The organism is Streptosporangium nanhuense, assembly GCF_059358815.1.
Map to the genome: position 1 here is coordinate 68601 of NZ_JCADBG010000028.1, position 16719 is coordinate 85319.

Genomic DNA, 16719 nt, shown 5'->3' on the forward strand with positions numbered 1-16719 from the left:
GGGGCCCGGCGAAGGCCGCAGGACGTCAGGACGCCGAGAACCCCCGCAGGGCGTCTGCACGCCAGGGCGCCCGGCGAAGACTGCAGGCGCCGGAGAAGCACGGCGAAGGCCGTAAACGCGGGAAGCACGGCGAAAGCCGTAAACGCGGGAAGCACGGCGAAAGCCGTAAGCGCTGGGAGAAACCCCGGCGAAGGCCCGGAAACGACGTACGGGGGGCCGTGAAGCCCCCCGTACGCCCGCGGGCGGCCGGAGCCGCCCACGGGAAGGTCCTAGACCTGGACCCGGCGCTCGATCGCGTCGACGATCTCGTCGATCGCCTCGTCGACCGGCACCCCGTTCTTCTGCTCGCCGTTGCGGAAGCGGAAGGAGACCGCGCCGCCCGCGATGTCGTCGTCGCCCGCCAGGAGCATGAACGGCACCTTGGACCTCTGCGCGTTGCGGATCTTCTTCTGCATCCGGTCGTCGGAGGCGTCGACCTCGATCCTGATCCCCCGCTCCCGGGCCTTCTTCGCGATGTCCTGGAGGTAGGGCGCGTGGGCCTCGGCGATCGGGATGCCGACCACCTGGACCGGCGCGAGCCAGGGGGGGAAGGCGCCCGCGTAGTGCTCGACCAGGACGCCGAAGAAGCGCTCGATCGAGCCGAACAGCGCCCGGTGGATCATGACGGGCTGCTGCCGGGAGCCGTCGGTCGACTGGTACTCCAGCTCGAAGAGGTCCGGCAGGTTGAAGTCGAGCTGGATCGTCGACATCTGCCAGGTCCTGCCGATCGCGTCACGGGCCTGGACGGAGATCTTCGGCCCGTAGAACGCCGCGCCGCCCGGGTCGAGGACCAGCTCCAGCTTCTCGGACTCGGCGACCTCGCGCAGGGTCTGGGTCGCCTCCTCCCAGTCCTCGTCGCTTCCGACGAACTTGACCGGGTCCTTGGTCGACAGCTCCAGGTAGAAGTCGTCGAGGCCGTAGTCGCGCAGCAGGTCGAGCACGAAGCGCAGCAGCGAGGTCAGCTCGTCGCGCATCTGCTCGCGGGTGCAGTAGATGTGCGCGTCGTCCTGGGTGAGGCCGCGCACCCGGGTCAGGCCGTGCACCACGCCGGACTTCTCGTAGCGGTAGACCGTCCCGAATTCGAACAGCCGCAGCGGCAGCTCCCGGTAGGAACGCCCGCGCGCCCGGAAGATCAGGTTGTGCATCGGGCAGTTCATCGGCTTGAGGTAGTACTTGGCCCCCTCCAGCTCCATGGGGGGGAACATGCCGTCGGCGTACCAGTCGAGGTGGCCGGAGGTCTTGTAGAGCCCCTCCTTGGTGATGTGCGGGGTGTTGACGAAGGAGTATCCGGCCTCCTCGTGGCGCCTGCGCGAGTAGTCCTCCATCGCGCGGCGGATCACGCCGCCCTTGGGATGGAAGACCGGCAGGCCCGAGCCCAGCTCGTCGGGGAAGGAGAACAGGTCGAGCTCGGCGCCCAGCTTGCGGTGGTCGCGCTTCTCGGCCTCCTCCAGCATCTGGAGGTATTCGTCCTGCTTCTCGCGCGACTCCCACGCGGTGCCGTAGATCCGCTGGAGCTGCGGGTTCTTCTCGCTGCCCCGCCAGTAGGCGCCGCCCGAGCGCATCAGCTTGAACGCCGGGATGGACCGGGTGGTCGGCACGTGGGGGCCGCGGCACAGGTCCTTCCAGCGCAGCTCGCCGCTCTTGGCGTCGAGGTTGTCGTAGATGGTCAGCTCGGCGCCGCCCACCTCGACGCTCTCCTCGTCGGCCGCGCCGCCCTTGAGGCCGATCAGCTCCAGCTTGTACGGCTCCGAGGCGAGCTCCTCGGCGGCCTGCTCGTCGGAGACGGGCCTGCGGGAGAAGAGCTGCCCCTGCTTGACGATCTCGCGCATGCGCTTCTCGATGCGCTTGAGATCATCGGGGGTGAACGGCTCCTTGACGTCGAAGTCGTAGTAGAAGCCGTTCTCGACCGGCGGGCCGATGCCCAGCCTGGCCTCGGGGAAGATCTCCTGGACGGCCTGGGCCATGACGTGCGCGGTGGAGTGGCGGACGATGGCGCGCCCGTCGGGGCTGCCCGCCTCGACCGGCTCGACCACGTCACCGTCGGCCACCCGGGCCGCGAGGTCCCTCAGCTCGCCGTCGACGCGGGCGGCGACCACCGAGCGGCCGTCCGCCTCCAGCGCCTCCCCGTACGTCGTGCCTCCCGCCACCACACGCTCGGCTCCGGCGAGGGTGATACGAAGTTCTGGCACGGCGGACACTGTTGCTCCCTGGGAGACGTCGGTGAATGGTCTGGAATCGATGCTACCGGTGTCGGCAACGCGATTTCTCAGGCCTTGCGGCTGCGGCGGTAGCCCAGGGAGGTCAGCTCGGCCCGGGTGCCGCGGAAGACGTTGCGATCGACTGGTTTGTTCGAGTGCTGGTGGATCGTCCACCTGCTCCACGGCTGCGGCACCTCCGGCCTGCCCCGGGGGTGGTCGGGCGCGGCGATCCACAGCGGGTAGGGCTCCAGCCCGGCGCAGTTGCCGTTGCGCGCGAACGACAGGAACGTGTAGACCACCGGCTTGACCCCGGCCAGCGCGATGATCGCCTGGCACCAGCTGCGGGCGAACCGGGCCACCCTGTGCGCCGGGAGACGATCGTTGGTCTCCAGGTCGAGCGCGATCAGGTCCCCCCGGCGCAGCCCACCGGCCCGTTGCACGATCCGCAGGAAGTGCACCGCCTGCGCCTCGGGGTCCCCCGCGGGGCGGGCGAAGTGGTAGGCCCCGCAGACGATCCAGCTCTCGCGCATGCCGTTCCAGTTGGCGCCGAACCACTTGTCGGTGAAGGTGCTCCCCTCGCTCGCCTTGGCGAAGGCGAAGGAGACCCCGCCCTTCGCGTGCGCCCCCCAGTTGACGTCGCCCTGCCAGTTCGACACGTCGATCCCGTGCAGCATGGCGGCCACGCTAACCACCGGGCCCCGCGGACACACGCCCGACGCTCCCTCGGCGTACTGCCATTGCGGCCACTTTGGCTAGGCTTGGTCGGCGTGAACGCAGCAGCCCAGATCTCCGGCGCGCACGCGGCCGGCATCGCGACCATCACCTCCGGCGGAACCGTGCTCGACACGTGGTTCCCCTCCCCACAACTGGGCGAGCCCTCCTCGCCGGGCACCAGGCGGCTGACCGAACAGGAGGCGGTCGAGGAGCTCGGTTCCGGGGTCGCCGCGCTGCTCGGTCCCGACGAGGACCGCGGCGTGGAGGTGGTCGCGGTACGCACCGGCATCACCAAGCTGTCCGAGGCCCCGGCCGACGCCCACGACGCCTACCTGCGCCTGCACCTGCTGTCGGCGCGCCTCGTCCAGCCGCACGGCCAGAACCTGGACGGTCTGTTCGGCCTGCTCAGCAACGTGGTGTGGACCAACCACGGCCCGTGCGCCGTCGAGGGCTTCGAGGAGGTGCGGCTCCGCCTGCGCGCCCGGGGGCAGGTGACCGTCTACGGCGTGGACAAGTTCCCCCGGATGGTCGACTACGTGGTGCCCGGCGGCGTCCGGATCGCCGAGGCCGACCGGGTCCGCCTGGGCGCGCACCTGGCGAGCGGCACGACCGTGATGCACGAGGGTTTCGTCAACTTCAACGCCGGGACGCTCGGCACCTCCATGGTCGAGGGCCGCGTCTCGGCGGGCGTCGTCGTGGGCGACGGCTCGGACGTCGGCGGCGGCGCCTCGATCATGGGCACCCTGTCCGGCGGCGGCAAGCAGGTCATCTCCATCGGGCGGCGCTGCCTGCTGGGCGCCAACAGCGGCGTCGGCATCTCCCTGGGCGACGACTGCGTCGTGGAGGCGGGCCTTTACGTCACCGCCGGGACCAAGGTCGCCCTGCCCGAGGGACGGGTGGTCAAGGCCGCCGAGCTCTCCGGCGCCTCCGGCCTGCTGTTCCGCCGCAACTCCACCTCGGGCGCGGTCGAGGCCGTGCCCCGCCGGGGGACGAGCGTGGAGCTCAACAGCATCCTGCACGCCAACGACTGACCACCGCCGCTCACCCGGGAGCGCGGTCCGCCGCCCTCCCGGGTCACCGGGTCACGCGGGGATCACCACCCGGGCCGCGGGGCCGTAGGCGGCCGTGGATGTTCGTCCCCGGGCCCCTCAGCTGGCAGGGTGGCCCCACGGGCTCCACAACACCCACGGCCCTCACGTCGACGCGGGCGGGCCGGCCCCTCTCACCGGAAGCCCGGGGGCGGGGTCTCCGCGCTGGAAGGATTCAGATGACCGGTCAGGAGATGGCGGGCGGCGGCGAGACCACCGCGGAGGCGGCGGCCCGGTGGGTGACCGGGCTGTTCGCGCCGCAGGTGCTGGTCATCGGGCTGCCCCCGCTCGTCGGGCTGATGGCCGACGGCTGGCCCGGCGCGGTCTGGGGCCTGGTGGCCTCGGCCCTGTGCGGCGGGATCCCGGCCCTGGTGATCCTGAACGGGGTCCGTTCCGGGCGCCTCGACTCCCATCACCTGGTCGACCGGGCGAGCCGTACGGTTCCGCTGCTGGTGGCGGTCGCCTCGGTGGTCGTCGCGCTGACGCTGCTGATCCTGCTGGGCGCTCCCCGGCTTCTGGTGGCCACCGTGACCGCGATGCTGGCCGCGCTCGCGGTGACGGTCCCGATCACCCTCCGGTGGAAGATCTCCTTCCACGCGGCCGTGTCGGCGGGGACCGTGGTGGTGCTGGCCCACGTACTGCCCGCCGTGCCCACGCTGGTCGCGGGCGCGCTGGTCGTGGCGATGGTGTGCTGGGCGCGGGTCAGGCTCACCCACCACACGCCCGCCCAGGTCGCCGCCGGGACCGTCACCGGCGCGGGGACGGCCTGGGCGGCCCTGAGCGCCTTCGGCGTCTGAGCGGGCGGCCTCCCCCGGGCGGGCCGGGGGAGAGCCCTCAGAGAAGGCTCTTGAGGAACTCCCGCGTCCGGGTGCCCCGGGAGAACTCGGAGGCGACGAAGTCGGTGACCCCGGCCTTGGCGAGTTCCTCGATCCGCGCCGACACCTCGTCCTCGTCACCGATGATCGCCACGTCCGCCGGGCCCTCGGCGCCCTCCTTGTCGAGCACCGCCCGGTACGACGGCAGCTGCCCGTAGATCTCGAACCGCTCGGCGGCCAGTGCCCTGGCCGCCTCGGCGTCGTCGGTGACGCAGACGGGCAGCGCGCACACGATCCTCGGCGCGGGACGCCCGGCGGCCCGCGCGGCCTCGGTGACGGCGGGTGCCACGTGCTCGGTCACCGTCTTGGCGCCGGTCATCCACAGCACGGTGCCGTCGGCCACCTCCCCGGCCAGCTTGAGCATCCTGGGGGCCAGGGCGGCGATGAGGACGGGCATGTCCCTCGGCCCCGGCGTGTTCAGCCCCAGCCGCGCCGTGAGGGTCTCCCCCTCGAAGGCCGCGTTCTCCCCGCGCACGAGCGGCAGCAGGATCGACAGGTACTCGCGCATGTGGCGGGCGGGCCGCTCGAAGCTCAGGCCGTACATGCCCTCGATCACGATCTGGTGCGAGAGCCCGATGCCGAGGGCGAGCCGCCCGTCGAGGGCGGCGTTGACGGTGAGCGCCTGCTGGGCGAGGACCGCCGGGTGGCGCGGGTAGGTCGGGACGACGGCGGTGCCGAACTCGATCCCCGGCACCTGGCTGCCGATCACGGCGAGCGCGGTCAGGGCGTCGAGGTCGAACGTCTGGGACATCCACACCGAGGAGAAGCCGTCATCGGCCCCGCGGGCGATGCGCTCCCGCAGCAGGCCGAACGCGTCCGGCTTCTGGGAGCCGTTGATGAACAGTCCGAATCGCATCGCTACCGAACTCCATTCTAGTAAGGTCCGCCCAGTCTAGATCGATCGCGGCGATCACACAGCGGCACGGGCACGGCGAATCGCGAGCACGCGCGGGTACTCCCCGCAACACCGCGGGAACACGACGGGGGCACGACAGGAAACGGCGGGAGCCCGGCGCAGGCACTCACGAGGGCCACGACCGGGGTACGGCGGAGAGGGCCTGGCGGTTCAGGGGAGCTCGGTGAACCGCTCCACCTGCTCGATCTTGCCCGCGATGACGATCACGTCCCCGTACCCCAGCACGGTCCCGGCGTCGGCGTAGGTGAACTCGTCGTGCTCGCCCTTCACGCAGACCACGGTCACGCCGTACTTGCGCCGCAGGTTGGACTCGCCGAGGGGAACGCCGACGTACTCGCGGGGCGGGCGGGTCTTGACCACCGCGTAGTCGCCGTCGACCTCCATGTAGTCGAGCATCCGCCCGTTGAGCAGGTGGGCCAGCCGCTCCCCCATGTCGTGCTCGGGGAGGATCACGTGGTGGGCGCCGACCCGCTCCAGGATGCGGCCGTGCTCGCGGCTGATCGCCTTGGCCCAGACGTCGTCGATCTCCAGCTCGACGAGCAGGGAGGTGGTGAGGATGCTGGACTCCAGGTCGGTGCCGATGGCGACCACCGCCCGGTAGAAGTCGGGCACCCCCATCTGCCGCAGCGCCTCGATGTCGGTGGAGTCGGCGACGACGACGTGGGTGAGCTTTCCCGCCAGGCTCTGCACCACCTTGGGGCGGTGGTCGATGGCCAGCACCTCGGTGCCCCTGCGGGACAGCTCGACCGCCAGGGAGCTGCCGAAGCGGCCGAGCCCGACGACCACCACCGGATCGTTCCTTCTGTCAGCCACCGATCGTCCTCTTTCGGGAGTGCGCAGCCGCGGGGGGATCCGCCAACGCGAGAAGCCCGGAGGCGGACGACAGCCTCCAGGCTCCTATATGCGTCTCACTGCGCGGGCCCTTAAGCCCGGATTCGCCCGATCCTACCGCAGGGGAACGCCGGGCGACCCTGACCTCAGGGGAACTCCAGGAGGGCGTCCTGGCTCTCGTCGGAGGCCTCGTCGGAGGCCTCCCCCGGGTCTCCGCCGGGATCGCGGTCGTGGCCCGCGAGGGTGTCGAGGACCTGCCGGCCGTACTTGGCGAGCTTGTTCTCCCCGATCCCGCTGATCGTGCCCAGCTCGGCCAGGGACGAGGGGAGCCTGGTCGCGATCTCGCGCAGGGTCGCGTCGTGGAAGATCACGTACGCGGGCACGCCCTGCTCCTTGGCGGTGGCCCCGCGCCAGGCGCGCAGCAGCTCGAACACCGGCGCCGCCTCCTCCGGCATCTCGACGGGCTCGGCCCGGCGCGAGGTGGAGCTCTTGGAGGCGCCGGAGGCCTTGGCGGCCCTGGGCGCCCTCTCCGGCTCGCGCCGCAGCGGGACCTGGCGCCTGCGGCCCAGGACCTCCGCGCTCGCCTCGGTCAGCACCAGCGTGCCGTAGTCGCCCTCGACGGCGAGCAGCCCCTGCGCCAGCAGCTGGCGCACCACGCCGCGCCACTCGCCCTCGCTCAGCTCCGTGCCGATGCCGAACACCGTCAGGCCGTCGTGGTCGTGCTGGATGACCTTGGCCGTCTTCTTGCCGAGGAGGATGTCGATGATCTGCCCGGCGCCGAACTTCTGGCGGCGCTCGCGCATGAGCCGGAACACGGTCGACAGGACCTTCTGCGCGGCGACCGTGCCGTCCCACGACTCCGGCGGCGACAGGCAGGTGTCGCAGTTGCCGCAGGCGCCGCCCTCCTGGCCGAAGTAGGCCAGCAGCCGCGTGCGGCGGCACTCGACCGCCTCGCACAGGGCCAGCATGGCCTCCAGGTGGGTGGCCAGGCGGCGGCGGTGGGCGTCGTCACCCTCGGAGGTGTCGATCATCTTGCGCTGCTGCACGACGTCCTGGAGGCCGTAGGCGAGCCAGGCGGTGGAGGGCAGGCCGTCGCGCCCGGCCCTGCCGGTCTCCTGGTAGTAGCCCTCGACGGACTTGGGCAGGTCGAGGTGGGCGACGAAGCGCACGTCGGGCTTGTCGATCCCCATGCCGAACGCGATGGTGGCGACCATGACGAGGCCGTCCTCGCGCAGGAAGCGCGCCTGGTTGGCGGCGCGGACGCGGGCGTCGAGCCCCGCGTGGTAGGGCAGCGCCTCGACGCCGTTCTGCACCAGGAACTCGGCGATCTTCTCGACCGAGTTGCGCGACAGGCAGTAGACGATGCCCGCGTCCCCGGCGTGCTCGGTGCGCAGCAGCTCCAGCAGCTGCCGCTTGGGCTCGTTCTTGGGGGCGATGCGGTACTGGATGTTGGGGCGGTCGAAGCTCGCCACGAAGTGGCGGGCCTCCTCCAGGTTGAGCCGGGAGGCGATCTCGGCGTGGGTCGCCCTGGTGGCCGTCGCGGTCAGCGCGATGCGCGGCACGTCCGGCCAGCGCTCGTGCAGCGCGGACAGGGCGAGGTAGTCGGGCCGGAAGTCGTGCCCCCACTGGGCGACGCAGTGCGCCTCGTCGATGGCGAACAGCGAGATCACCCCGCTGTCGAGCAGCCGCAGCGTGGAGTCGACCCGCAGGCGCTCCGGCGCCAGGTAGAGCAGGTCCAGCTCGCCGGAGAGGAAGGCCGACTCGACCGCGCGGCGCTCCTCGAAGTCCTGGGTGGAGTTGAGGAACCCGGCCCGTACGCCGAGCGCGGTCAGGGCGTCGACCTGGTCCTGCATGAGCGCGATGAGCGGCGAGATCACCACTCCGGTGCCCTTCCGCACGAGGGCGGGGATCTGGTAGCACAGCGACTTGCCGCCGCCGGTCGGCATGAGCACGAGGGCGTCGCCGCCGGACACGACGTGCTCGATGATCTCCTGCTGGCCCTCCCGGAACGAGTCGTAGCCGAAGACGCGCTGCAGGACCCGCGACGCGTCGCTCACCTCGGGGCCGTTCTCGGGGGAAGCCATCGGGACATTGTACGAGGATCTTCCCGCTGGTCGGCGGCGAACGGGCGGGAAGCGCGGACCCCCGGGGTCCTGACGGGAAAGTGCCGCCGGGAGGGTCGGACCTCCCGGCGGCACCGGTAGCGCGGTTCTCCCGCGATCTTCCTAGAAGATCACCGGATCACGGGTTGACGTTGATCGTGAAGGTCGACGTCGTGTTCTTGATGTTCTGGAAGTTGTTGCTCAGCTGGAGGTTGTTGAACGTGGCCGAGCCGACCGCCGGGCCCTGGCCGGGCTCGGGCATCTCGTTGGCCCAGATGGCCCAGCCGGACTTGGCGTCGAAGGCGTCGCCGCTCTTCTGGGCCCCGGTGATCGAGACGTTCGTGAAGATCGTGTCGGTGACCGGGTTCTGCGGCTGGCCTCCGGAGTAGTTGGTCTGGAACATGATTCCGCCGTAGGTCGGGCTCACGATGTCCACGTTGCTGACGCGGATGCCCTGGAAGACCTTGGAGGCGGAGAAGACCCAGATCGCCGGGAAGACCTGCTGCCCCCAGAAGTGACCGCCGGCGCGGACGATCGAGATGTTCTCGAACCTGGTGGGCGGGCTGGCGCCGAAGCCGTTCATCGGGTAGCCGAAGTCCAGCGAGCTGATCGTGATGCCGGAGTAGACCAGCGTGTCGGCGATGTAGATGTTCCTGAAGACGTTGTCGTACCCGCCGTAGACCGCGACGCCCGCGGCCCGCCAGGTCAGGATGGACGTCAGGTTCTCGTAGACGTTGCCCTTCATGTCGGCGCCGCCGGCGTCGATGGCCGAGAACAGCGCGAAGCTGTCGTCACCGGTGGCGCGGGCCTCGTTGTTGCTGACGAGGTTGTCCGTGCTGCCGTTGGTCATGTTGATGCCGTCGGCGAACATGTTGCGGATGCGGGAGTTCTTGATCGTCACCCGGTCGGTGTTGGCGCCCCAGTAGAGGCAGACCATGTGCTCGTTCCAGATGTTGTCGATCACCACGTCGGCGACGTTGGCGAAGTCGAACACCTTGCCCGGGCCGTCGATGCGCGAGGTGTAGTTGCCGAAGTAGGCGAAGTTCGCGAAGGACGAGCCGTTGGCGCTGGCCTCGGCGCGGAAGCCGACGTCGGTGTTGTCCTGGGTGTCGGGCGCCCGGAACTGGGTGTACCAGGGACCGGCGCCGACGACCTTGACGGCCTTGCCGTAGACCTGGAACTTGCTGGCCGTCTGGTAGGTGCCCGCCGGCAGGTAGACGCCGACCAGGTTGCCGGTGGTGTCCATCCGGACCCGGTCGAGGGCGTTCTGCACGTCCTGGTGGGTGAAGCCGGTGGGGGTCGTGTACCTGGCGGGGTCGGGGTTCGCGACCGGCGAGACCTGCTCGGTGTTGATGAAGTCGATCGCGTACGTCGTGGTGTTGGCCGCGTCCTTCTGCAGCCTGATCTTGCTGCCGGCCGGGACGGTGGTCCCGAGCATGACGTTGGCCTCGTCGTAGATGTGACGCGGGCCGCCGGAGCCGGGCGAGTTGTTGGGACCGGCCTCGGGGCCGTACAGCCAGGCGTACTTGGACGTCAGGTTGATGGGCTTGAGGAAGGTGCCGTTGACGTAGACGTTCAGCGTCGAGTTGATGCCGCCGCCGCCCGCGGAGTCGGGGATGGAGAAGCGGGTGACCAGGGTGTTGGTGCTGGCCTTGGTGGTGAACTCGACGTAGTTGCCGGTGTTGTTCAGCGTCACGGCCCTGCGGCCGGACGCCTCGCCCGCCACGTCGCCGATGTTGCGGTTGGGGCCGACCACGACCGCCCCGCCGCCGACGACGGCGTCCTCGGCCTCGTAGAAGTCGTACGGCATGTTGGCGCCGCGGCCGACGAAGAACGGCTGGGTGCTGGTGTTGTTGGCCCGCTTGACCGCCAGCTCGTTGGCGTCGTCGGCGAGGACCGTCCTGACGGTGAACTTGCCGTTGGCCGCCGTCCAGGTGCCCAGGTTCACCGGGCCGGCGGTGGCGCCGGGCGCGATCACGCCGGTGTGGGAGCCGGTCAGGGTACGGACGACGGTGCCCGCCTCGTTGAGGACGGTCAGCGTGATGCCGTGGGCGCCGCTCGCGGAGGCCAGGGTGCCCTGGTTCTTGATCGCCACGGAGAAGGTGACGACGGCGCCGTTGGACGGGTTGCTGGGGGTCCAGCTGGTCGTGGCGACCAGGTCGGAGGTGCTGACCGGCGTGACCACGAGCGGGGAGGAGGCCGCGAAGGTGTTGTTCGACTCGTTCTGCTCGATGACGCTGTTGGCCTCGTCGACCTTGGCGCTCAGCGCGTAGCTGCCCGCGTCACGCGGACCGGCGACGGCCGAGACCGTGGCGGACGCCCCGGCGGCCAGCGCGCCGACCGCGGCGGTGCCGACCTTGGTGGTGCCCAGGTAGAAGTCGACGTTCGTCGCGCCGGAGGCCGCCGAGCCGGCGTTGCGCACCGTGGCCGAGAGCGTGACGGAGGCGGTCTCGACGGGGGAGGCCGGGGACGCGGTCAGAGCGGTGATCGTCAGGTCCGGGTTCGGCGCCGGGGTGCCGATGACCTGGAACTCGGCGACCTGACCGGCGGGGGCGCCGGTGTTGGAGGTGATCCTGAGCTGGACGTCGGCGTAGGCGCCGCTGACCGGGATCGTCACCGTGTTGCCGGAGGCGGGGTTGAAGGTGTAGTTCGCAGCCCCCACCACGCTCGTGAAGGTGGACGAGCTCTGCGCGCGGCCGAGGACCTGGATGTTCTGCGTGCGCGTTCCCCAGGCGCTGTCGGGGTTCAGCTTCAGCACGACCGAGCTGAGGGAGGCGTTCGCCCCGAGGCTGACGGTCAGCGTGTTGGGGTAGCTGCCGCCGTTGCCCTCCCAGTAGGTCGCCGTGTTGTTGTCGTTGGCGTTGGTGGCCACGAACGTGAAGACCGAGGAGGAGGCGGTGATCGCCTTGCCGACGGCCAGGTTCGTCCCGGTCGGGGTGCTGCCCTGGCGGGTGACGGTGTTGCTGTTGCCCGACTGGTTGCCCGCGGCGTCCCTGGCCTTGACGTAGTAGGACACTGTCGCGGTGGCCGGCTGGGTGTCGGTGTAGGTCAGGACGTTGCCCGCCACGCTGGCGCGCAGGGCGTTGTTGGCGTAGACGTCGTACCCGGTCACGCCGACGGCGTCGGTCGAGGCGTTCCAGGTCAGCCTGATCTGGCCCGAGCCCGGCTCGGTGTAAGCCAGGTTCGACGGCGTGCTCGGCGGCGTCGTGTCACCGCCGCTGACGGGGCCGTACACCTCGAACTCGGAGATCTGGCCGGCCGGCCAGCCCGTGTTGCCGGTGAGGTTCAGCCGCAGGTAGCGGGCGCTGGTCGCGGTGAAGTTGATCGTCACCGTGTTGCCGGTCGCCGGGTTGAAGGTGTAGCCGGCCGAGCCCACGACCGTCGTGGTGGGCGTGGCGCTCGTGCCCGCCAGCACCGAGAGGGTCTGCGTCCTGGTCTCCCAGGCCGTCGCGGGCGGCAGCTTCAGGACCACCTGGTCGACGCTGGCCGCGGCCCCGAGGTCCACCTGGACCCACTGCGGGAAGGCGTTGTTGTTGCTCTCCCAGTAGGTGGTGGCGTTCCCGTCGGTGACGTTGCCCGCCCCGTAGGGGGCGTTGACGCTGCTGGAGGAGGCCGACTTGCCCGCCGCGAGGTTGGGGCCGGCCGCCGCCGAGGCCGGTGAGGCGACTGCCCCGGCCAGAGCGAGCAGGCTGGTGGCGGCCATCGCCGCCATCAGCCGTAACGCCAGGTACTGCTTTCTCATTGCGTTCCTCTATCTCTCGTCTGGAACGACAGGGTCGGGAGGGAGGCCGTGGCCTCCACCGCGCGACGCGCTCGGCACCCTGGAGTGCCTCGCCCACGAGGTGCGGACCCCCGGGTCCCGTTCTGCGGGACCTCGGAATCCGGCGGGCGGGCCGGCCGGGTGATCTGTGCGGGCCGATCCGCGAGCCGTGCCTCGTTCGTCGCTGGGGGGTGCTGGTCGCCGTGTGCGCCGGTGTCCTTCTTGTGGAGGTGACCGGCGGGACGAGCGATGGGTGAACGTCGGATCTGGTCGGACCTGGTGATGTCCGTCGATGGGCCCGGACGGGAGGTGTCCGGAACCGCGGCCCCTCGACCGGCCACGGCGGCGCGGGACGCTCTGCCGGGCACAGGTCATGACGACCATGACGACCGTGACGGCCGTACCGGTCAGCGTCGGCGCGGGGGCGATGAGTGTCGCAACCGGGACCGCCAGGGTGGCGACCGACCGCGCAATGCCGAGAACGACATCACCTGGGGCCTCTCCGGAGGGGTGGGAGGGATGTGCCGGCGCAGCACATCACTGCCGTAAGTTGCGGAGAACAGAGAGAATTTGACAGGACTTTGCAATATTTTTGCATTGCGCTGGCCAAATGTTACATACGTGCTACAGCCGCGTCAACGGGTCGAGAAGGGTGGTTTACCTCGCCCCTCAACTCCGAGTGCGATCGGGCCGATCCGCCTGCTCCGGCGGCCTTCCGGCCCCTCCACGGGCCGGGACGCGGGAGGGTCGCCGCCCCTTTCCGGGGCGTCCGCGCGGCGGGCCGGAGGGAGCCCGAACGGCGTGACGGGCCGCCCGACGAAGGCGGGCGACCGGAACTCGTGAACCCGTACGTACCGGTCCGCGTGAACGTGGCCCGTACGACGGCTACCTTCGCGGCGGCCGTCGTACGGCACGCCGGCCGGCCCGGAAGGGCGCCACGCCGGAGCGTCGGGGGCACGCGCGGATCGGCGCGAAACCCGAAAAGCCCGCGGCAGGAGGCCGCCTTGGCCGTTCGGCTGGAAACATGTGGCTTGAAAGACAGCAGGACGGGACGCGGTGACGCCTCAGCCCTCGAACAGGCGCAACCGGTGGGCCGTCGCGGCGGCCTCGCCGCGCGAGGCGGCGCCCAGCTTGGCGAGGATGTTGGAGACGTGCACGCTGACGGTCTTCGCCGAGATGAACAGCTCCCCCGCGATCTCGCGGTTGCTCCGGCCCGCGGCCACCAGTCTCAGCACCTCGTGCTCGCGCGCGGTGAGCCCCGCCCGGCCGGGGACCGGCTCCGCGGGGACGGGCTCCCCGGAGAGCGGGACGCGGGCGCGCCTGGCCAGGGAGCCGATCTCGGCGGTCAGCGGCGAGGCCCCGACACGCGCCGCGAGCTCCGCCGCCCGGGACAGGCTCGGCGCGGCCTCCTCACGCTCCCCCGCCTCGACGGCGGCCCGTGCGACGCCGAGCAGGGCGCAGGCCTCGGCGTAGGGCTGGCGGAGCCCGGCCCAGGCGGCCGCGGCCGCCTCCCACGCCGCCCGGTCGAGCGTCCCCTCCGCCTGGGCGGCCTCGGCCGCGAAGGTGAGGCTGTGCGCCCTCTGGAGCTCCCCTTCCACACCGATCTTCTCCGCCGTGGCCCGCAGCCGGGCGAGCGGGGGCACGGCCACGCGCAGGCAGGCGCGCAGGAGCGGCCAGACGTAGCGGGGGGTGGCCTCCAGGTCCTGCTCGTCCAGGGTCCGCTCGACGAGCTCGGACGCCTCCTCGCCCCTGCCGCGCGCCACCAGCAGCTCGATCTCCCTGCGCAGCTGGGGCATGATCGTCTGGTCACGGTAGATGCCCCCGGTGAACACCGCCCGTGAGGCCCGGAAGAGCGAGTCGGCCCGGTCGAGGTCTCCGCGGGCCAGCGCGATGTCGGTGGCCAGGGCCTGCAGGCTCGCGCGGTAGGGGGGCGGCGGGGTGACCTCCAGGGTGCGCTCGACCACCTCGGACGCCTCGTCCCACCGTCCGAGGGAGACCAGGGGCTCGACCAGGTTGATCGACAGGAAGGCGCCGGAGGTGCGGGCCAGGCCGTACGCCTCGGCGTCGGCGATGCCGCCTCGGGCGACCTCGGCGGCCCGCTCGTGCCATCCGCCCCCCTCCAGGGCGTCGGACTCGGAGATGACGGCCCGCATCAGCGCGTTGTAGGTGCTGGCCTTGCTCGCGATCTCCCGCGCCCTGGCGAACGCGACGACCTGCTCCTCCATCCGGGAGTAGCGGCCCCTGGCCCAGACGAGCGTGACGAGCGCGTGGGCCTCGGTGTCGATGTCGCCGACCTCGTGGGCGATGCGCATGGCCTCCTCGGCCAGCGCCTCCTTCTCCGGCCAGTCGTCGGGGTGGCTGAGCATGCGCGCCAGGTTCTCCAGGACCCGGGCGCGCAGGGAGGTGGGCGGTTCGGCGGGGACGAGCCCGACGGCGGTGCGCAGATCCTCGATGAACCCGGCCCTGCCGAGGTCGTACCTGACGAGCCCGCGCTGCCGCAGCAGCCGGGCCGCGCGGATCGGGTCGGTGGTGGTGTCGATCTCCCGCAGGGCCGCCTTGGCCAGGGAGATGCCCCGCTCGAACTCCCCCGCCAGGTGGGCCACGGTGACGGCCTGGCGGAGCACCCCGACGTGGTCGGTCTCGATCCGCTGCGCGGCGTCGGGGACCGCCTCCCACAGTTCGAGGACCCGGGTCAGCATGCGCAGCTGCTCGTCGTAGGCCGCGGTCTTCCTCGCCGCCGCGGCCGCGTGCCACGCGCTGATCAGCGCCCAGAGGGGGTTGTGCGCGGCGTGCCAGTGGTGGGCGAGCTCGATGGCCCCCCGGGGGGCGGGCAGGATGCCGGGGTTGCCCTCCAGGGCCTCGGCGAAACGGGTGTGCAGGCGGGTGCGCTCGCCGGGCAGCAGGTCGTCGTGGACGGCCTCGCGGATCAGGGCGTGCCTGAAGGCGTACGTCTCGCCGTCGACCACGAGCACGTTGCCCGCCACCGCCGGGCGCAGCAGGCGGGAGAGCTCGCCGTCGTCGGCCCCGGCGACGGCCGAGAGCATCGCGTGCTCGATCCTGGCCCCGCCCGCGGCGGCCAGCCGCATCAGCTCCTGGGTCTCCTCCGGCAGGCGCTCGACGCTGGCCAGCAGCAGGTCGCGCAGCGAGTCGGGCAGCGTCTCGCCCTCGCCCCCGCTGAGCAGGGCCTCGACGAACAGCGGGTTTCCCTCGCTGCGCGCGTAGACCAGGTCGATGTCGGCGACCGGCTCGCCGTCGAGGATGCTCGCGGCCTGCCGGCTCACCTCCCGGCGGCTCAGCCTGCGCAGGTCGAACCGGGTGACCCAGTCGACCCGGCTCAGCTCGGCCAGCAGCGGGCGCAGGGGGTGGGTGCGGTGCAGCTCGTCGGCCCGGTAGGTGACCAGGGTCAGCAGGGGCACGTCGGAGCGCTGGTAGCGGACGAGGAACGACAGCAGGTCGCGGGTGGAGCGGTCGGCCCAGTGGGCGTCCTCGATCACCAGGATCGTCGGCCGGGTCTCGGCGAGCCGCTCCAGCAGGCTCAGGACCTGCTCGAAGAGCCGGGACCTGGCCTCGGCCCCCTCCCTCTCCGGCTCGCCGAACTCCGGCAGCAACCGGGCGAGCCCCCGCGTCACCCCGCCGGGCAGCAGCGCGGCGACGCCGTCGTGGCCCAGGTCGCGGGCGAGCCTGCGCAGCACCGCGGTGAAGGGGGCGAAGGGGAGGCCCTCGGTGCCCAGCTCCAGGCACCCGCCGACCAGCACCAGGGCGTCGCCGGTGCGCTCGGTGAACTCGCGGACGAGGCGGGTCTTGCCGACCCCGGCCTCGCCTCCCACGAACACGGTCGAGGCCGCCCCCGAGCGGGCCCTGGCGAGCGCGCCTTCCAAAATCGCGAGCTCGTCGGCGCGGCCGACGAACAGGGGGCTTACCGTGTGGGCTCTCACGCCCCCAGGATGCCACCGGCCCCCGACAGCCGGGCGCCCCTTTCCACGCGGCCTCCCGGCTTTCCCGCCCTTCCCCGCCCCCTTCGCGCCCGGCCTCGCGGTCACCCGGTCGAACGGCCGTCCGGGGGCCTTCCGTGATCTTCCAGGGAGGCCCGTCGCCCCCCGCCCGGGAACGAGTGATCACCGGACGTCCGGGACCGGCCCTGAGGGCGCCGCAGCGGCCCGGACGGGTTTTCGCGGAGAGAGGAAAGGGCGGGGCGT

At 71.6% G+C, this 16719-nt stretch carries 9 protein-coding genes; 2 read left to right on the plus strand and 7 right to left on the minus strand.

The window, feature by feature from the left end:
• Positions 1–269 precede the first annotated feature (269 nt).
• Both thrS and AC5L38_RS37800 read right to left on the minus strand, forming a co-directional pair.
• Positions 270–2237 (minus strand): threonine--tRNA ligase, encoded by a 1968-nt coding sequence (gene thrS, locus AC5L38_RS37795; RefSeq protein WP_495247609.1) that lies wholly within the window; start codon positions 2235–2237, stop codon positions 270–272.
• A 68-nt stretch (positions 2238–2305) separates the two neighbouring features.
• Positions 2306–2911 (minus strand): glycoside hydrolase family 25 protein, encoded by a 606-nt coding sequence (locus AC5L38_RS37800; RefSeq protein WP_495247610.1) that lies wholly within the window; start codon positions 2909–2911, stop codon positions 2306–2308.
• 93 nt (positions 2912–3004) lie between these two features.
• On the opposite strand from AC5L38_RS37800, the gene dapD reads away from it, so the two are divergent.
• Positions 3005–3982, plus strand: coding sequence for a 2,3,4,5-tetrahydropyridine-2,6-dicarboxylate N-succinyltransferase (dapD, locus tag AC5L38_RS37805; RefSeq protein ID WP_495247611.1), 978 nt, complete (start codon positions 3005–3007; stop codon positions 3980–3982).
• A 236-nt stretch (positions 3983–4218) separates the two neighbouring features.
• Complete coding sequence (locus AC5L38_RS37810) at positions 4219–4836, plus strand: phosphatase PAP2 family protein (RefSeq protein ID WP_495247612.1); 618 nt, start codon at positions 4219–4221, stop codon at positions 4834–4836.
• A gap of 37 nt (positions 4837–4873) precedes the next feature.
• Here AC5L38_RS37810 and AC5L38_RS37815 read toward each other — a convergent pair whose 3' ends face one another.
• The 5 genes from AC5L38_RS37815 to AC5L38_RS37835 form a co-directional block, all read right to left on the minus strand.
• On the minus strand, positions 4874–5770 hold the full coding sequence (locus AC5L38_RS37815; protein ID WP_495247613.1) for a TIGR03564 family F420-dependent LLM class oxidoreductase: 897 nt from the start codon (positions 5768–5770) through the stop codon (positions 4874–4876).
• Between the two features lie 210 nt (positions 5771–5980).
• Entirely contained in the window at positions 5981–6643 is a 663-nt protein-coding gene (locus tag AC5L38_RS37820; RefSeq protein ID WP_495247614.1) for a potassium channel family protein, read from the minus strand.
• A gap of 164 nt (positions 6644–6807) precedes the next feature.
• The gene (recQ, locus tag AC5L38_RS37825; RefSeq protein ID WP_495247615.1) at positions 6808–8745 is read right to left on the minus strand and encodes a DNA helicase RecQ; all 1938 of its coding nucleotides are present in this window, start codon (positions 8743–8745) and stop codon (positions 6808–6810) included.
• 157 nt (positions 8746–8902) lie between these two features.
• Positions 8903–12505, minus strand: a complete 3603-nt coding sequence (locus AC5L38_RS37830) for a galactose-binding domain-containing protein (RefSeq protein WP_495247616.1) — start codon at positions 12503–12505, stop codon at positions 8903–8905.
• Between the two features lie 1082 nt (positions 12506–13587).
• Positions 13588–16458: a helix-turn-helix transcriptional regulator gene (locus AC5L38_RS37835; RefSeq protein ID WP_495247617.1), complete on the minus strand. Its 2871-nt coding sequence runs from the start codon at positions 16456–16458 to the stop codon at positions 13588–13590.
• Positions 16459–16719 lie beyond the last annotated feature (261 nt).